Source organism: Nostoc sp. 'Lobaria pulmonaria (5183) cyanobiont' (assembly GCF_002949795.1).
GTDB lineage: Bacteria > Cyanobacteriota > Cyanobacteriia > Cyanobacteriales > Nostocaceae > Nostoc.
In genome coordinates this window covers 2788746-2807223 of sequence record NZ_CP026692.1, presented here as the reverse complement: position 1 = coordinate 2807223, position 18478 = coordinate 2788746, and the positions used below count along the sequence as shown (strand labels likewise).

Sequence of the window (18478 nt, the reverse complement as noted above, 5' to 3'; positions counted from 1 at the left end):
AAAGTTTTTGTAAGCTTTTAAAAGCTACTTAATTTCAAAATGACAACTATGCAAGAGTATGATGTTGTGCTGATCGGTGCTGGACATAATGGGCTAGTTTGCGCAGCGTATTTGTTAAAAGCTGGTTATAGCGTCCTGTTACTAGAAAAACGTTCTGTTATCGGTGGTGCAGCAACAACTGAAGAATGTTTACTCCAAGAAGCTCCTGGATTTAAATTTAACTTGTGTGCTATTGACCATGAATTCATTCACTTGGGGCCAGTTGTTGAAGAATTAGAACTAGAAAAATACGGCTTGCATTATCTGGAGTGCGATCCGGTTGTTTTCTGTCCTCATCCTGATGGCAAGTATTTCTTAGCACATAAGTCAGTGGAAAAGACTTGTGCAGAAATTGCTCGTTACAGTGAACGTGATGCCAAAAAATATGCCGAATTTGTAGACTTTTGGCAGCGAGCGCTAGGTGCAATGATTCCCATGTTTAATGCACCGCCAAAGTCAGTTATAGATATCCTTGGTAACTACGACATCACCAAACTGAAAGATTTATTTTCTGTCATTGGTTCCCCGAACAAAACGCTGGACTTTATTCGCACAATGTTGAACAGCGCGGAGGATTTACTTAACGAGTGGTTTGATGAGGAATTTCTGAAAGCGCCACTAGCCAGACTAGCAGCAGAACTTGGGGCGCCACCATCGCAAAAAACCCTTGCTATTGGTGCAATTATGATGGCAATGCGTCACAATCCTGGAATGGCCAGACCTCGCGGCGGAACTGGCGCACTTGTGCAAGCTTTGGTGAATTTAGTCACAAGTAAAGGTGGGGTTATTCTCGCAGATCAGCAGGTTGAAAAAGTTTTAATTGATGATGGAAAAGCTGTAGGTGTGCGGGTTGCTGGTGGTAAAGAATATCGCGCGAAACACGGGGTTATTTCTAATATTGATGCCAAGCGGTTATTTTTGCAAATGACTGATAAAAGCGAAGTTGATGGAGCCGATCCAGATTTATGGGAAAGATTAGAACGCCGCATCGTTAACAATAACGAAACCATTCTCAAGATAGATTTGGCTTTAGACGAACCACTGCACTTTCCACACCACGCCCACAAAGACGAATATCTTGTTGGTTCCATCTTAATTGCAGATTCCGTAACACATGTAGAACAGGCTCATAGCAAATGTACTTTGGGAGAGATTCCTGATGCTGACCCATCAATGTATTTGGTGATGCCTAGCTATTTAGACCCCACATTAGCACCACCAGGTAAGCACACTGCATGGATTGAGTTTTTTGCCCCTTATCAAATTGCGGGTGCAGAAGGTACTGGTTTAAAAGGTACTGGTTGGACAGATGAATTGAAAAACCAAGTTGCAGATAAGGTGATTGATAAATTGGCAGACTATGCACCAAATGTCAAGAATGCAACTATCGCCCGTCGTGTAGAAAGTCCCGCCGAACTAGGAGAAAGATTAGGTGCGTACAAAGGGAATTATTACCATGTTGACATGACCCTAGATCAGATGATATTTTTCCGTCCCTTGCCAGAAATAGCGAACTACAAAACACCAATTGATAATCTATTTTTGACTGGTGCAGGAACTCATCCAGGTGGTTCAATTTCAGGAATGCCGGGACGCAATTGTGCGCGTGCATTCATGCAGGCAAAGCATCCCATTAGCCAAACTTTGAAGGATGCAAGAGATTCGATTAAGTCAACTGTCGAATCAGTGTTTGGCATTAGTTAAGCGTTGCACAGATAAATTTAGAAATTACGCATAAGTATCATCCCAACCCCTTAAAAGCCTTGTTTGTAAGGGTTACAGAGAATCTATTTTCAGGTTTTCAATGCGTAATACCAATTCTGCATAAAGACGCATGGAAAGAACCTCTGGCAACTTCCCGAACTCGCGGGGAGGTTGGCAGAGGTCAAAAGAATGTACAACTTTATAGAAAACTGGTATAAGTTTTGAATTATTTAGGCAATCACGAAAATATCTGTATTAGTCATGGCTAGACCTATTGCTAGTTGAGCAACTTGGATTTGACCGGATGAGCCTGTACCATCAGCATCAAAGAAGAAACCCCCTGTTTTCTTGTTGTAGATAAAGCGATCGCTGCTATCTTGTGCTACTGAACCGCTAAAAAATTGCGTAGCTTCTAGTATACCCTCACTAAGTCCACCTCCAAACCCTATTTTAGAAACATAAATTGTGTCATCTAAGGGCGAAAAATCTGTAATGTTATCAATACCCTCAGAAGGGGTATTAATAGTAAAAATATCAGATCCAGTTTCTCCGGTTAGGGTATCGTTACCTAAACCTCCAACAAAAGTATCGTTACCACTTCCTCCTATAAGGATGTCATTGTTATTTCCACCATTTAACTTGTTATTACTAGTATTACCAGTCCCATTAATATTATCTGTACCTGTTAAAGTAAGATTTTCTTCATTGGCTGATAAAGGAGAGCTAACGGTTGATGAAACGGTCAGAGGTGTCGAAATGGGCGTACTATTGGTAACAGTGAGTAAAGTTCTAAATACCTTTTGGTTGCTGGTTAGACTCTCATCAAACTCTTGGATTGAATTAGTTGGATCTAGAAATGAAATAACGTAGTAATTTCCAATTGGGATATTAGGAAACGCACTATTCCAAGTCGCTGTTCCTGAATTGAATGGATTAATCGAAGAAATAGTTGTATTACCAATTAAGTAATGAGAACCAATACTATCAGTGACATTGGCATCAGTAGAAGCGTAAAAAGAAACCGATAAATTGCCTGTTGCGGCTGTACCATTGTTACGAGGATAGACTGTGATGCTGAAATTTTCCCCATATTTGATAGTGTTATTACTAAAACTTCCAAGAGTGGTGTTAAACCACGCGTCAGAATCTACTAAATCAGCCTTGTCAATGGGTTTGCGGGCAGTAGTGTCTTCGTCAATCCAGTTTTGAATCTCGTTATATCGAGTGCTTGTAATTCGGGCAAACTCGTTGTAAAGCGGAGTGTTGTTGGTGGTTGTCTCATTTGAAGCTACTCCATAAATAGTCGGTTTATTTGTGTTGGACTTATCAAGCCAGAGAGGGCCTCCACTATTTCCAGGTAGAATATCTAGCTCATTACTACGCAAGATTGAGTCAGTTGTACTTGTGATTTTTCCACTCTGAGTCCACATATCATAGTTGTCCCATTTTCCATCGCTGTTGGAATCAAACTTATCAGAAGGGTATCCAGTGACATTCATTAAAGTTCCACTGCTGAGATTATCGTCATATCCATAGTTAAACCAGCCAGTGAAGTTTCCAATATTGCGGTCAAGAGTAACCAATCCTATATCGTATTGAAAAGTTTCGCTTTTAGTTTGATCTCCTTGAGTCCATCCTTCAAAAGAACGTGTATAAGCAGATTTGGCTTCACTATAGTATTCATAGTCAGCCTGGTTTGTACCAGCAATGATATTTCCTTTGGAACCAAGCATCACCTCAATTTTATCTGCCCAACCCCCATATCTCGTGTCATACACACAGTGTCCTGCTGTTAAAAAGTGGTAGGGATCAATCATGGCACCAGAACCGTTGACGATAATATCATCAGCAGTATCAATAACCCCATCTGGGCCTTTCCAATGTATTCTCATCTTTCCTATAGCACTAAACGGAAAAGTTGTCGTGTTACTAACTTTTGTCCGACCATCAGGGGAGAAAACAGACATAGTTTTAGATCCTTAATAGAAAATAATGAATACAAAACATACAAATTTAATGCCAAAAATTATCTCATGGCATTAGCAATTCGCTAGCAATTTTTATGAGCAATGTTTCCTATTACTAAAATTTTCAGTAATATCAAAACTATGAATTGCCATATATATAATATAAATTATTTCTACGATTTATCAATAATGTAGAGTTGACTTTAAATTTTATTTTAAAGAAAAATAAAACTCCTTAATAGAGATAAAGGTTGGAAAAATTAGCTATTCTGATATTACTTCTGTCCTCACCTCTGCGATCCTGGCTGATTTAATACCGTCGGTATTAGCGGATTAAAGAAGCTTTTCATAACGGTGAATTACTACACGAGTGCGATGTTTACGACGGGTTACAGCTACGCAACATAGTATAGCAACACAAATAATTGTTTTTGAGTAAAGTAGGTTCTAAGCGATTGCTTTATGTGTCTTTACTATGATATTATTATTCACGCTTGATTTGAATAAAGTTTTATGCATCGTCAACAAGGCTCTTTCTGAAAAGAAATAGAAGTAAATTAATGGGTAAAAACTAGTGTATTTTGATAATACTCAAGAAACTAACAAATTTTAACATCATCTAATAATTTTTGTAGGTACAGCATGGTTTTTCGGCACTGCTTCGTTGCATCTGGCTTGATAGCTTTCTTGGCATTTGGCTGTAGTGATGGGGCAAACTCATCAGCAGAAAATACTACACAGGTTGTCCAAGAAAGCAATGTAACCCAACTTTTCATAGAAGCGAAGGCTACGCAAAAAGCAGAAGATTTGTTTCATCAAGGTAATAATTTATTAGATAGACAAAATTATGAAGACGCCATAAAAGCTTATGATAAAGCGATCGCCATCAAAGTTGAGAATCCTGAAGCTTGGATTAACCGTGGCATAGCCTTAACGTCGTTGCAACGCTATAAAGACGCTCTTACATCATATAATAGAGCGATCGCGATCCAACCCGACAAATATGAAGCTTGGTATAATCGTGGCATAGCTCTAACATCGTTGCAACTCTACAAAGATGCGATCGCATCTTACGACAAAGCGATCGCTATCAAACCCGACAAATATGAAGCCTTAATTAACCGAGGCATTGCTCTGACAAAGCTGCACCGCTACCAAGATGCTATTGCATCTTATGATAGAGCGATCGCCATCAAGCAAGATTTGCACCAAGTATATTACAACAAAGCTTGCTCTTATGCTTTACAAAGCAATCTGGAATTAACAATTGAGAACCTAGACAAAGCAATCAAGCTTGTTCCTGATAAATACAAGAAATTAGCAAAAACTGACCCAGACTTTAGCAAAGTGCGTAGTGAAAAGCAGTTTCAGAAATTACTGCAATAGTATTTTATTACCACTACTCAGTGTAAAATATAAGCCTGCTGTAGCAAGGATTTTTTCTTGAGCGGTTTCCGATTAAATATGAAAAAATTGTTAATCACTGGAGCAAGTGGTTTTTTAGGATGGCATCTTTGCCAGTTTGGAAAAAAAGAATGGGATATATATGGCACTTATTTATCCCATCCTTTAGAGATTTCTGGTATGAAAATATTAAAAGCGAACTTAACAAATTTTCAGGAATTGAAACGCATCTTTAATGATGTCAAACCAGAAGCAGTTATTCATACTGCTGCACATTCGCAACCAAATTTTTGTCAAATCAACCCCAAAGAATCACACGCAATTAATGTTATCGTATCTTGCAATATTGCCGGACTTTGCGCGGATAATTCTATTCCTTGTGCTTTTACCTCAACCGACTTGGTTTTTGATGGCTTAAATGCTCCATATCGAGAAAGGGATGCCGTGTGTCCTGTCAATCTTTACGGTGAGCAAAAAGCGATCGCAGAAGCAGATATGCTAGAAAGATATCCCATGACCGCAGTGTGTCGAATGCCGTTGATGTTTGGTGCAGCAACACCCACAGCTAAAAGCTTTATTCAGCCATTTATTCAAACTTTACAAGCCGAAAAAGAATTGAGTTTATTTATAGATGAATTTCGCACACCAGTAAGTGGAACAACTGCCGCTAAAGGACTTTTATTAGCATTGCAAAAAGTTAATGGCATCATTCACTTAGGTGGCAAAGAGCGGATTTCACGTTATGATTTTGGACAGATATTAGTAGAAGTATTTCAACTTCCCGCCACCGGACTAAAAGCCTGTCGACAACAAGATGTGAAAATGGCAGCACCTAGACCGACAGATGTTTCTTTGGATAGTTCCAAAGCTTTTGCATTGGGGTATCAGCCTTTATCTGTAAGAGAAGAATTAGAGGCAATACAATTCAGTTAAGGCTAAGTGTGAAAACTAAAAACGCAAATAGGCTATTTTGGGATGCGATTACCTCCGGTACACGTAGCGTAGGCGTAGCCCGCCGTAGGCATCGCAACAAAAAAACCTGTATTATTGAGAATTTAGTGATGTAATTGATAATTTACCCTGAGCTTATAAAATCGCGTTGCTCCCTTCTTTGACAGCCAAGCGATGGTTTTCTCTAACTTTTCCTCCCTCTCATAATGATTGTCATTGCAATAAAAGTGAACATTTAATTTCCTGAAAGTCTTATCTGATAGCAGTCTTGCTGAATTCCACTCTTATTCAGGCCGAGCAATATTTAGATGCGTTTGCTCTGCGGTTATCGGCTAACTTTTTCATTGGCAAACTTAAATTAAATTTTATTTTTACCTTTGATTAAAGTCCGCTTAAACTTGTAATTCTAAAATCGAGTGTCTCAAAATAATTGGAGATTTGTCTCTTTGTCAATAAAAAGAAACAAATCATTGATTTCATCACTGTTCTAACCAGTTATGAATATCCATTTGGAAAATAAGTAAGTTAGGAACAAGTTATTTTTATAGCTTGTAGTTGCATTGCTTAGAGAAGTTTATGGTGAGGAAAACAGAGATGAAATTGGTTCCAAAATTATTGATTGCTGCTGCTACTCTTACTTTAGGTTTTGCTACCGTAGATGCAAAATCTGCATCTGCTGCAATTCTGAATTACGCTTTCACAGTTGATAGCCCAGTAACTAAGGGAAATGGCTTTTTTAGCTTTGATGACTCAACTTTCAGCAATGACTATAATCCTGAAACTGCCATTAAGTCACTTTCTTTTAAATTTGATGGTGACTCTACCGTTTACACGCAAAAAGATGATGCCAACTACCCAGATTTTCCTCTAATTTTTTCAAGCACATCTTTAACAGGAAAAAAATATTTTGCGTTAGATTATCAGTTCAATGATCAAGCTAATCCTTCCAGTTCTATAAGTTATGAAATTATTGGTGAGGATTTTACAATTTTCTCTAAAACTTCTCCAAATGCTGAATTTATATCAGGTACAGTTTCTTATAGACAAGTACCTGAACCTACACCTTTAGTTGGCGCTCTTTTTACTTGTAGCCTTGGCTGGATGATGAAGAGAAAGGTAGCATCAATTAAAAAGGTTAAAATCTAACCTTGTTTAAGTTGATATTAACGCTTTCTTTGCCCAGAATTAATCTCTTATTAGTAGGCTTTTCTGTAGGAAAACAATATCTAACACATTGATAGCAAAATCAAAAATTGGAAATTAAAATCTGATTTTGCTAAGGGAATTAGTTACGAACTTTTCCTAAAATTACCCTGCCTTCTTTGTGTTAGCTATTGCTGTACTTTAACTTACCTAGCCAGGAGTAGAGAATGGTAAATTACCGGAATTTTGAGCAGTTCCTGCACAGTCGAATCAAACGACGTAACTTAATTATCGGAGCAGGAGCATTGTCTGGTTTAGCGATCGCTAACCAATTTTCTCCTCAAAGAGTAATCGCCACAAGCAGATTTTCCAATTATCCTTTCTCTTTGGGTGTAGCATCGGGCGATCCCTATCCTACCAGCGTAGTGATTTGGACTCGTCTCGCTCCTGAACCCTTAAATGGAGGTGGAATGCCACCTGCTAATGTGCCAATTCGCTGGGAAGTAGCAACCGATCCTGATATGAGACGTATTGTCTCCAGAGGTACGGTACTTGCAACTCCACAACTAGCTCACTCTGTTCGAGTTGTGGTAGAAGGCCTGCAATCTGATACTTGGTACTGGTATCGGTTTCTTGTCGGCCAAGACGCTAGTCCTATTGGTCGCACTCGTACAGCTCCTCTAGCAGGTGGCTACTTAAATAAATTAAACTTTGCCCTTGTCTCCTGTCAGCACTATGAGCAGGGATACTATACTGCTTACAAATATATTGCCCAGGATGATCTCAGCTTGGTAGTGCATGTTGGAGACTACATCTATGAAGGAGGAATATCAAACAATCGCCCCAGAAAGCACAACAGTGCCGAAATTCTCACCTTGGAAGATTACCGCAACCGTCACGCCCTCTATAAAACCGATACCAATCTGCAAGCAGCTCATGCAGCCTTTCCTTGGATTGTCACCTGGGATGACCACGAGGTAGAAAACAACTACGCCAACGACATCTCGGAAGTCGATACTGAACCAGATCAAAATCGGGCAATCTTCCTGCAACGACGGGCTGCTGCCTATCAGGCTTACTACGAACACATGCCACTGCGCCCCTTCTCGCGTCCCGTTGGCCCCGATATGCAACTTTTCCGTCGGCTCTCCTTTGGTAACTTAGCTACCTTCCATGTCCTAGATACCCGTCAGTATCGTACCGATCAGCCCTGTGGTGATGGCACTAAAGAACGTCCTTGTGGAGAAGATCCGAATGCAACGATTACTGGTAAGCGTCAGGAAAATTGGCTATATGATGGTTTAAATAGTTCACAGGCTAAGTGGAACGTTTTAGCCCAGCAAGTTGTAGTTGCTCAGATAGATACAAAACCAGGGGAGGGCGGAACCTACAGTATGGATAAGTGGGATGGTTATGTGGCTTCCCGCGATCGCCTCATGCGTTTTTTAGAACAGCGCAAACCATCTAATCCAGTAGTCTTATCAGGCGATATCCATTCCAACTGGGCAATGAATTTAAAGGCTGACTTTAATAACCCAAAATCTGCTACAGTCGGAAGTGAATTTGTCTGCACCTCAATAACCTCCGGTGGAGATGGGGCAGATACCAGCCCAAATGTTGAAGCTTACTTACCCGATAATCCACACATTAAATTCTTCAACGGTCAACGGGGGTATGTTCGTTGTGCGCTGACTCCCACAACCTGCAAGACAGACTATCTAGTTTTATCAAACGTCACAACCCCGAATGGCACGCTTAGTAAGCGGGCTTCATTTGTAGTTGAAGATGGTCGTCCAGAAATACAACAAGCCTAATCGTTTAATTCCCAGGTATTGTAACCAGACAATTACAGATAGAAACAGGTAAATCATCAGTGTTTATCGAAGGCAGGAGTTAGGAGTTTTAATTCCTAACTCCTAATTCTTCACTTCAGTTTAATAAGCATCCATTGGCAGACAAGAACAAACAAAATTCCTATCCCCAAAAGCTGAGTCAATGCGACCAACAGCAGGCCAGAATTTATACTCACGAGTCCAAGATGCAGGATAGGCAGCTTGTTCGCGAGAATAGGGATGCTGCCATTCTCCGGTGATGAGACTTTCGGCGGTGTGGGGTGCGTTCTTCAAAACATTATCTTGGGCATTCACCTTGCCTAATTCTATTTCAGCAATTTCTTGGCGAATAGAAATCAACGCATCACAGAAACGATCCAACTCTTGTTTAGATTCACTTTCTGTAGGTTCCACCATGATTGTACCCCCAACAGGCCAGGAGACAGTCGGCGCATGGAAGCCATAATCGATCAGACGCTTGGCAACATCATCGATTTCGATCGCAGCTGATTTTTTGAGCGATCGCAAATCTAAAATACACTCATGGGCAACTAGACCATTTTTCCCTTGATACAAAACCGGATAGTACGATTCCAGTTTCTTGGCGATGTAGTTAGCGTTGAGAATTGCCACCTTAGTTGCATGGGTTAAACCCCCTGCACCCATCATGGCAATGTACATCCAAGAAATCACCAAGATACTAGCACTACCCCAAGGTGCAGCTGCCACAGCACCAATACGTTGGGAATTAGAGATTTCTTCCCTACTCCCCACTCCCCACTCCCCAGTCCCTACCACAGGATGTCCGGGCAGAAAAGGTACAAGATGAGATGCAACGCCAATGGGCCCCATACCAGGGCCACCGCCACCATGAGGAATACAGAAGGTCTTGTGCAAGTTTAAATGGCAGACATCCGCGCCAATATCTCCAGGACGGCAAATTCCTACTTGGGCGTTCATATTTGCCCCATCCATGTAAACTTGTCCACCGTGACTATGCACAACAGTGCAGATTTCTTGAATTGGCTCCTCAAAAACACCGTGAGTTGAGGGATATGTCACCATTAAGGCGGCAAGTTCATTGCTGTGTTTTTCTGCCTTACTCTTCAGGTCATCAACGTCAATATTCCCTTGTGAGTCACAGGCAACAGCCACCACCTTCATCCCGCACATCACCGCACTCGCTGGGTTTGTCCCATGTGCGGAAGTGGGAATCAAACAGACGTTACGGTGTGCTTCGCCCCGATTTTTGTGATATTGACGAATTACTAAAAGTCCAGCATATTCGCCCTGAGAACCAGCATTTGGTTGTAGAGAAATTCCCGCAAACCCAGTAATTTCAGCTAACCATGCCTCAAGTTGCTCAAACAAGATTTGATAACCTTGTGTTTGCGACGCCGGGGCAAATGGATGAATCTTGCCAAATTCCTCCCAACTTACCGGAATCATCTCAGCTGTCGCATTCAACTTCATTGTGCAAGAACCCAAAGGAATCATCGATGTCGTTAGCGACAAGTCCTTGCTTTCTAGCCTGTGCAGATAGCGCAACAACTCAGTTTCTGAGTGATAGCGGTTAAAAACTGGGTGGGTGAGATATGTACTTGTACGGGAGAGAGGAAGATGAAAGCATGAGTCAGAAGTTAATTCTTCTAAAGTGAAGGGTAAATCATCTGTACCAGCGAAAATCTGCCAGAGGTCGATTAAATCTTCTGGCGTAGTTGTTTCATCCAAGGATATACCAACAGCAGTGGCATCAAAAACCCGTAGGTTAATTTGAAGTTGTTCGCTAACTGCCAGAATATCTTTTAAATTGCGTCTTCCCAGTTCGACTCGCAGCGTATCAAAGAAATCTTTGGAACTGATGCTGTAACCCAAACGCTTCAGTCCTTCAGCCAATAACACCGTCAAAGAATGGATATTCTCCGCAATTTGCTTCAGTCCAGCAGGGCCATGATATACGGCGTACATACTCGCCATCACCGCCAACAATACCTGTGCAGTACAGATATTACTAGTAGCTTTTTCGCGGCGGATGTGCTGCTCACGAGTTTGCAAGGCGAGACGTAATGCAGGCTTACCTTGAGTATCTTTTGATACACCTACGATTCGCCCTGGAACCAGCCGTTTATACTCTTCTTTCGTAGCAAAGTATGCCGCATGAGGCCCCCCAAACCCCAAAGGAATACCGAATCGCTGAGTGCTTCCGACAGCAATATCAGCGCCAAATTCCCCTGGAGGGGTTAGCAAAGTTAAACTTAAAGGATCTGCTGCTACCGTCACCAATGCACCCTTAGCATGGGCTTTTTCTATAAAAGCGCGGTAGTCGTAAATAGTGCCATCACTTGCAGGGTATTGCAGAACAGCCCCAAAAATTGGTCGCTCAAAATCAAATGTTTGATGATCGCCGACAATAATCTTAATCCCTAATGGTTGAGCGCGTGTTTGCAATACGTCAATGGTTTGGGGATGGCACTCACTAGAGACAAAATAGGCATTTGCCTGATTTTTACAAACACCATAGCTTAGGCTCATCGCTTCAGCTGCGGCTGTGGCTTCATCAAGTAACGAAGCATTAGCAATTTCTAAACCTGTAAGGTCAATAATCAGGGTTTGAAAATTTAGCAGCGCTTCTAGTCGCCCTTGGGCAATTTCTGGCTGATAAGGAGTGTAGGCAGTATACCAACCGGGGTTTTCTAGGATATTACGCCCAATCACAGGTGGGGTAATACTGTCGTAATAGCCCATACCAATATATGAACGGAAAACCTGATTTTTGGCAGCAACTTTTTTTAACCATGCCAGTGCTGCATACTCACTTTCTGCTTCTGGTAACTTTAGCGGTTGCTTCAGCCTGATTGCCTGTGGAACTGTTTGGTCAATTAGGGCATCCAGACTGGGAAACCCCAATACCTTAAGCATTTGTTGGATGTCATCGGAGTTAGGGCCAATGTGTCTTGGCACAAAACTACTTAACTTTTGACTTTTTTCGTCCAGCACTTGCTGCTCATTAGACTTGAGAATAGGGGCGTTCAATACCACAAATTACTCTCCAGATGGTACTATTTCATATTTTGCAATAAATACTCATGAGAAGTAAGTGTAACTTTTCGATTTATCTAAATTTCATGACTTATTTTCCAGTGGAATAGAAAAAGGCAGGGGAGCAGAAGGAAATTTGTTGCAAGTCTTTACCCTTTGCCCCTTTGCCTCTTTCCTATTCCCCTTCTACTTGGGCGCGATACTCATCCGCTGTCAAGGCATCCTCGACTTCGCCAGGGTCATTGACACGCACTTTCAAAAACCACCCTTCCCCATAGGGGTCTTCTGACACTTCTTCAGGAGAATTAATTAAGGCTTCGTTGCGTTCTATAACAGTGCCTGTTACTGGTGAATTCAGTTCTTCAACGGCTTTCACTGATTCAATTGTGCCAAAGTTTTCTCCCCTGGTAAGAGCGTCGCCAATTTCTGGCAGTTCCAAAAAGACGATATCACCCAATTCATGTACGGCAAACTCAGTAATGCCAATGGTGGCAATTTCACCATCGATTCGCACGTATTCATGAGAATCCAAGTATCTGAAATCTTGAGGATATTCAAAAGACATATCACTTCCTCTCCCTTATCAAAAAAATTATTTCCCTAACAGTCATCCAAGTTATATCTGGTAATGAACCTTAGTGTAGTTGAATAACTCACAACACATTATTCCTCAAAAACCTCGGCGCTTATCAGTTGGTAACACGATTTTTTGACCGATAAAAGGGACGTTTAACTACAACTGCTGGATAAGCTTTGCCGCGAATTTCAACTTCTAGCTGCTGACCGACAGTTGCTAGCTGGGTGGAAATGTAAGCTAAGGCAATGGGATAACCAAGTGTAAGTGACAGGGTGCCACTAGTAACTTCTCCCACCACTTTACCTGCGGATAACACTTGATAACCATGACGAGCTATGTTACGTCCTTGGGTTTGCAAACCTACTAATCGGCGCTGCACTCCAGTGGCTTTTTGTTGTGCTAAAACTTCCCGACCAATAAAATCACCTTTAGTATCTAAGTGAACTAGCCACCCCAAACCTGCTTCTAAGGGTGTGGTGATGTCATCGATATCTTGTCCGTAAAGTGCCATCGCTGCTTCTAAGCGCAAAGTGTCTCTCGCACCCAGTCCACAGGGGATAACACCATTTTTATGGAGAGTTTGCCACAATTCTACTCCCACATTCGGGTCTACCATCACCTCAAAGCCATCTTCTCCGGTGTAACCCGTGCGGGCCAAAAAGGCAGGTTTACCTAGTAGGGTTGCTTCTAAATGTCCAAAGGCTTTGATTGGTTGTAAGTCTTCTTGCACTAACAGCTGGAGATATTTAATCGCTTTTGGCCCTTGCACGGCAATTAAGACTTTATCTGGTGAAAGGTCTTGGAATTGTAATTTATCCAGGTCAAGGTGTTGCAATAGCCATGCTTTATCCTTACCAGAAGTTGCCGCATTGACTATGATGAATGCCTTTTGTATACCAGTGGTGTCTTCACCTTGATAATAAACAATGATGTCGTCAATAATTCCCGCTTGGGGATTTAACAATACGGTGTATTGTGCTTGACCAGCTTGCAAACGACTCAAGTCAGAAGGCACTAGTGGCTGGAGTTGGGAAATCAGGTTTTTACCTTGGAGAGTAAATTTGCCCATGTGGGAAATATCGAACATTCCGGCTGTATTTCTTACAGCCTCGTGTTCTCGGCTAATTCCACTAAATTGCACAGGCATTTCCCAGCCGCCAAAGCTGGTAAGGCGTGCTTTGAGTTCTACACCCAGTTGATATAAATGGGTTCGCGCCAGAGATTGGGCGTTGTCTTCTTGATTAGCCACAGGTAATTATTGCGATCGCACCTCAACATCTATCATCCTACGAGAGATTAGGGAAGAGGTGATAGGGGACAGGTGATAGGGAATAATCTCTACCCTGTAACCTGCACCCTATTCCCTTCTTCACTCCCTTGTCCCCTTCTGTAAGGTTTAATAGTTAATAGTAGAAGTGTTGAGATTTATTAAGAAGAGATTATGAAATATTCGCAACTGTTAGCTAGCTTTGTCTTAGCTATGGTTCTTTTTTTGTTTCCCCTATCGGCGCAAGCTGCAAGTTCTTCCAGTATTACCCGTTCTGTGGGTAATGATGAACTTAAGGGCAAGGATTACTCTGGTCAAAGCTTAATTGGTACTGAGTTTACCAATCTCAAATTAGAAAATGCTAATTTTAGCAATGCTGACTTACGTGGTGGCGTATTTAACAGTAGCGTATTGGAGAGAGTAAATCTGCATGGTGCTGATTTTAGTGAAGGCATAGCCTATTTAACAAGGTTTAAGGATGCTGATTTAAGTGATGCTGTGTTGACTGATGCAATGATGTTGCGTTCTACTTTTGATGGCGTAGATATTACAGGTACTGATTTTACAAATGCAATTTTAGATGGAATACAAGTGAAAAAGCTTTGTGTTAAGGCAAGTGGTGTGAATTCTAAAACTGGTGTGGAGACTCGCAAATCTTTAGGATGTAAGTAAATCCTAACCCCTTCTTCGCTAGTGGATAAGGGGATATTTTTTTAACGAATTACGAATTACGCGCAGCGATCGCTAGTGATATGCTTCTCTTAAAAAGCTGGCATAATTTGCCCGAACCGTCATAGTTGTCGGATGACTTATACCTAAAGTCCGTTCGCAAATTTTCAAAGCTTTCTCAAATAAAGGTTTGGCTTTCCTGTAGCGTTTTGTATAACGGTAGAGTGCTGCTAGATTGTTCAGGCTAATGGCGACATCGGGATGGTTATTTCCCAAGAGGCGTTTACTCAGTTCTAAAGCTTGCTCATACAAAGGTTCGGCTTGCTTGTAACTTCCTGTAGATTCGTAAAGTTGTGCTAAATTGTTCAGGCTGGTGGCAACATCGGGATGGTTATCTCCCAGCAGGTGTTTTCTCAGTTTTAATGCTTGCTTGAGTAAGGGTTCAGCTTCACTGTAGCGTCTTGTATAACAGTACAATGCTCCTAAATTGTTCAGACTCGTGGCAACATGGGGATGTTCTTCTCCCACTAGGCGTTTCCACAGTTCTAAAGCTTGCTGATACAAAGGTTCGGCTTCGCTATAGCGTCCTGTAGATTCGTAGATTAATCCTAAATAGCTGAGGCTACTGGCGACATCGGTATGTTCTTCTCCTAGCAAGCGCTTTCTCAGTGCTAAAGTTTGCTCAAGCAAGGGTTGGGCTTCGCTGTAGCGTCCTGTAGATTCATAAAATAATCCTAAATTGTTCAGACTAGTGGCGACATCGCTATGTTCTAAACCAAGACGATTTTGAGTTAGTTCTACACATCGTTGCAACCAAGATTCTGCTTGCTGATAAAGTCCTTGACTTTGATAAAACCAGGCTAATTTGGTAAACAGAGTGATTAGATTTTCATCGCCCAGATATTCGGATAGGTGGGTTGCAACTTCTGTAATGTGCGGGATATGTGGAGTGAGGTTGAGAATGTCTTCAGAGTTAAGCTGTTGCGGAATTAGCTTTGCTACCTCTAACATCATGGCTGCAAATTTAGTTTTTGCTTCATCCGCTTCACTTGACTTATCCAACTTTATTCGGAAAAGTTGCCGAATCTGTGGATTTAGACAATAAATTCCTTTGCTTTTCTGTTGTAGCAAATGTAACTCTAGTAAATCGGCTATGGCTTTCTCGTTGAGTTCTTGTTTTTTGTCATCTTCTACTGTCTCAACAGATAGAGGAATGTCAGCTAAAGCACACAAACTTAACAAACAGCCAAAGCTTTGGGCATTTTCATCCAATTGTTCCCAACTTAATTCAAAAACTTCAGCTACACCGTATTCATCAGGCATCAATGAGTTAGCATTAACTACTGTTTCATGTTCCACTCGTTTCTTCTCTAGCCGCTTTAGCAGTGTTTCCAGAAACAAATCTGGTATTTTATCTAGATATCGTCCCACTAACTCTAAGGCTAAAGGTAAATATCCCAAAAATTTACAAATTCTTCTCGCAACCCAAGCTTCTTGTTGCAGTCGTTCCCGAACCACTAGCGATTTTAATAATTTTATCGCCGCCAATGGTTTGAGGACATCCAATTCGCTATTATATTTTACGCTCAGATAAGCTTGTAACTTTTCCAGTTTGTCTTGATTGTTGAAAGTAGCTAACTCAGGATTATTCTGGGCAAACTTGTCATATACCTCACCCATCCGCTTTGTGAAAGCAGCAATATCAACGTTTAATTCGCTGGCAAGTTTAACTTTAGTTTTACCTAAGTTTTCTGTCTGAAAATATTTTGCAAAAGCTGCCGTCTGCTCTAGAGATAAGCCATTCGTAGCAGCTTCTTTGGCTAGAAAATTAGCCCATTGCATAAATAGCTTGTGAAGTTTATTTTTATTCTAGCTTTGTCTCATGGGGAAATCTTCTCTGTTTACTGTTGTGTGGCATCAATTTGGTGCGTACAAGATAAATATGCTCTGGATTTGCACCAGAGCAGTGTTAAAAAGAAGCATTACTTAGATAGATAACAGACTTAGGATCTGTTCTGGGATTTTTCACAAATAGGAAATCTTAATCAAGGGATAATTGATAATTTGTTTTCCCAAAGAATTAATTTCAGAAATTAGACCGTATCTAGCGGTATCTCGCGGTTCCAGTGAGTGCTATAGTTTGATATGACTGTAATTGTCCAAACAGTGGAGTACGAATAATTCCTGATGTTCTTTCAGTGGTTAAAATGGCTTCGGTTTGAACAGGAGTTTCTCGAGTCCCAATCGGTAGGTTGATAATTGGTAAGAGTAAGCTCAGTTTAACTATATTTCCTCCCAAATTAGGGTTTGGTGGTTTGCTAATAATTATCGTCAGTAGTGTACCGATATCAGTAGCTAATGTCTGAATTTGATCGCCACTAAAATTCTCAGAAATATTTTGAGTTTTGTAATCAAGTTGTGGAACTCCATTGAGAATTGAATACTTGATGTGAGTACCTTTACCTTCAAGTTCAAATTCATTTGGTCGTTGCACAACAATTGCTTGTGCTGGCTTTGTGGATTTGGCGATCGCAAAAGATAACAGTGATGTCGTGGTTAAGCCAGTCACAAAAGTGAGAGCAGTTTTGATAACTTGACGACGGGGGAAATTTGGGGAGATGTCTTTAAAGTTCATAATCGCTAATCTAAACCATTGATGAAGATATATTTCTCTTTCTAGAAAGAGATTAAAATTGCGCTATCTGATAACAGAGCGCGACGATCGCTAATATAATTTTAGATTATTTAGTTAGCAAGGTAGCTAAACTATAGGCTTACACCATAGGTATTACCCGACTCGATTCTGGCTAGCACATCGTTGAGCGACACATTGAACTTGACCACTCCTAAATCTTGATTTTATTTAAAGTTGATGTGACGAAGTACTAGGATGAGAAGTTCCCATGAAAAATCAGGTTAATTCTCACAACTTAGACCTATGATTAAGCAATTGTCTAAAAAATCTTGCCAGTAATCTTCTGTGTAGTTTTCTATTGCTTGCTTTGGAATTTCTATAGTATGCCATGAAAACTTCTTAAACCCGGCTTCTGTTACAGCCCATTCATAAATAGATTGACTCAATCCAAAGTATTTAAGAATAAATGGTGGATTTGTGTGAAATTCCGCTTCCGAATAAAAGCCTTCTGACAAAGGTTCTTGTTTGAGTACGGTAAGTCCATACTTTGTCGAATTTGATTTCTTCCAAGAGAAACTCGGATTAATCGTCATGGCGACAAAACGCCCGTTTGACGCTAGATTACTGCGGATATTACAAAGCATCTGTAGTAGATGCTCTTTGTTTTCTGCATAATTAAGAAGATAAACCGCAGTAACTAAATCAAAACTGCCAAGCTTGTGAAGTTTGGCAATGTCTAACACTTGATATTCATTTCCAAGTGGATTTTTCATCTCTTGCTGGCGTGCAACGTTTACCATTTCCTTGGATATGTCTACACCAACAACTTTTGCAGATCCTTCTTCTTTCAACAATCTGCTATAAAAGCCAGTACCGCAGGCTAAGTCTAGAATGGTTTTCCCTTGAAAATTACCAAGAATCTTAAATAGTGTAAATTTTTCGGCGATCGGCAATGTGGCTACAGTTTTAAACTGTTCGTAAACACCGCCAATAGTATCATATAGCTCAGTCATTAAATTCTCAACCAATAGGAAATTAGAGAAATTATCTCATTCTCCCTAGTCGATGCTGGGGTGCTATACATTAGTCACATCTTTCTTAACAAAAAAGTGAAATACTAAAAATTAAAATACCAGTTGTTCGTTTTTAACTCTCCAGCTAAATAAAAATAAACTTCTGATGACAACATTAAGTGGTGTTGCAGTTCGTAAGCGATCGCACTTGAACATCTGAACCTCAAAGTTGAGCCTC

Annotated in this window: 13 protein-coding genes; 6 read left to right on the top strand and 7 right to left on the bottom strand. The window is 40.8% G+C overall.

All coding sequences use genetic code 11. The features are described from left to right. Positions 1-48: 48 nt before the first annotated feature. On the top strand, positions 49-1743 hold the full coding sequence (crtO, locus tag NLP_RS12215; RefSeq protein WP_104906641.1) for a beta-carotene ketolase CrtO: 1695 nt from the start codon (positions 49-51) through the stop codon (positions 1741-1743). Positions 1744-1973: 230 nt separating this feature from the next. On the opposite strand, the gene NLP_RS12210 is transcribed toward crtO, so the two are convergent. After that, positions 1974-3710, bottom strand: a complete 1737-nt coding sequence (locus tag NLP_RS12210; RefSeq protein WP_104906640.1) for a trypsin-like serine protease — start codon at positions 3708-3710, stop codon at positions 1974-1976. A 642-nt stretch (positions 3711-4352) separates the two neighbouring features. Between NLP_RS12210 and NLP_RS12205 the strand changes: the two genes are divergently transcribed. The 4 genes from NLP_RS12205 to NLP_RS12190 all read left to right on the top strand — a co-directional run bounded on the left by NLP_RS12205 (position 4353) and on the right by NLP_RS12190 (position 9022). Next, positions 4353-5096: a tetratricopeptide repeat protein gene (locus tag NLP_RS12205; protein WP_104906639.1), complete on the top strand. Its 744-nt coding sequence runs from the start codon at positions 4353-4355 to the stop codon at positions 5094-5096. Positions 5097-5174: 78 nt separating this feature from the next. Beyond that, the gene (locus NLP_RS12200; protein WP_104906638.1) at positions 5175-6047 is read left to right on the top strand and encodes an SDR family oxidoreductase; all 873 of its coding nucleotides are present in this window, start codon (positions 5175-5177) and stop codon (positions 6045-6047) included. Positions 6048-6659: 612 nt separating this feature from the next. Next, positions 6660-7211: a PEP-CTERM sorting domain-containing protein gene (locus tag NLP_RS12195; protein WP_104906637.1), complete on the top strand. Its 552-nt coding sequence runs from the start codon at positions 6660-6662 to the stop codon at positions 7209-7211. Between the two features lie 224 nt (positions 7212-7435). Beyond that, positions 7436-9022 carry an alkaline phosphatase D family protein gene (locus NLP_RS12190; RefSeq protein ID WP_104906636.1) on the top strand — a complete coding sequence of 529 codons (1587 nt, stop codon included), beginning with the start codon at positions 7436-7438 and terminating at the stop codon, positions 9020-9022. 120 nt (positions 9023-9142) lie between these two features. On the opposite strand, the gene gcvP is transcribed toward NLP_RS12190, so the two are convergent. The 3 genes from gcvP to gcvT all read right to left on the bottom strand — a co-directional run bounded on the left by gcvP (position 9143) and on the right by gcvT (position 13905). Beyond that, positions 9143-12079 (bottom strand): aminomethyl-transferring glycine dehydrogenase, encoded by a 2937-nt coding sequence (gene gcvP / locus NLP_RS12185; protein ID WP_104906635.1) that lies wholly within the window; start codon positions 12077-12079, stop codon positions 9143-9145. Between the two features lie 175 nt (positions 12080-12254). Beyond that, complete coding sequence (gene gcvH / locus NLP_RS12180) at positions 12255-12644, bottom strand: glycine cleavage system protein GcvH (RefSeq protein WP_069072677.1); 390 nt, start codon at positions 12642-12644, stop codon at positions 12255-12257. 124 nt (positions 12645-12768) lie between these two features. After that, positions 12769-13905, bottom strand: a complete 1137-nt coding sequence (gene gcvT, locus NLP_RS12175) for a glycine cleavage system aminomethyltransferase GcvT (RefSeq protein WP_104906634.1) — start codon at positions 13903-13905, stop codon at positions 12769-12771. A gap of 192 nt (positions 13906-14097) precedes the next feature. Between gcvT and NLP_RS12170 the strand changes: the two genes are divergently transcribed. After that, positions 14098-14595 carry a pentapeptide repeat-containing protein gene (locus NLP_RS12170; RefSeq protein WP_104906633.1) on the top strand — a complete coding sequence of 166 codons (498 nt, stop codon included), beginning with the start codon at positions 14098-14100 and terminating at the stop codon, positions 14593-14595. Positions 14596-14667: 72 nt separating this feature from the next. On the opposite strand, the gene NLP_RS12165 is transcribed toward NLP_RS12170, so the two are convergent. The 3 genes from NLP_RS12165 to NLP_RS12155 form a co-directional block, all read right to left on the bottom strand. Further along, a complete protein-coding gene (locus NLP_RS12165; RefSeq protein ID WP_104906632.1) occupies positions 14668-16434 on the bottom strand; it encodes a tetratricopeptide repeat protein in 1767 nt (588 codons plus the stop codon). Positions 16435-16696: 262 nt separating this feature from the next. Then, positions 16697-17227 carry a hypothetical protein gene (locus NLP_RS12160; RefSeq protein WP_104906631.1) on the bottom strand — a complete coding sequence of 177 codons (531 nt, stop codon included), beginning with the start codon at positions 17225-17227 and terminating at the stop codon, positions 16697-16699. Between the two features lie 281 nt (positions 17228-17508). Continuing rightward, positions 17509-18240: a class I SAM-dependent methyltransferase gene (locus NLP_RS12155; RefSeq protein ID WP_104906630.1), complete on the bottom strand. Its 732-nt coding sequence runs from the start codon at positions 18238-18240 to the stop codon at positions 17509-17511. Positions 18241-18478: the final 238 nt, after the last annotated feature.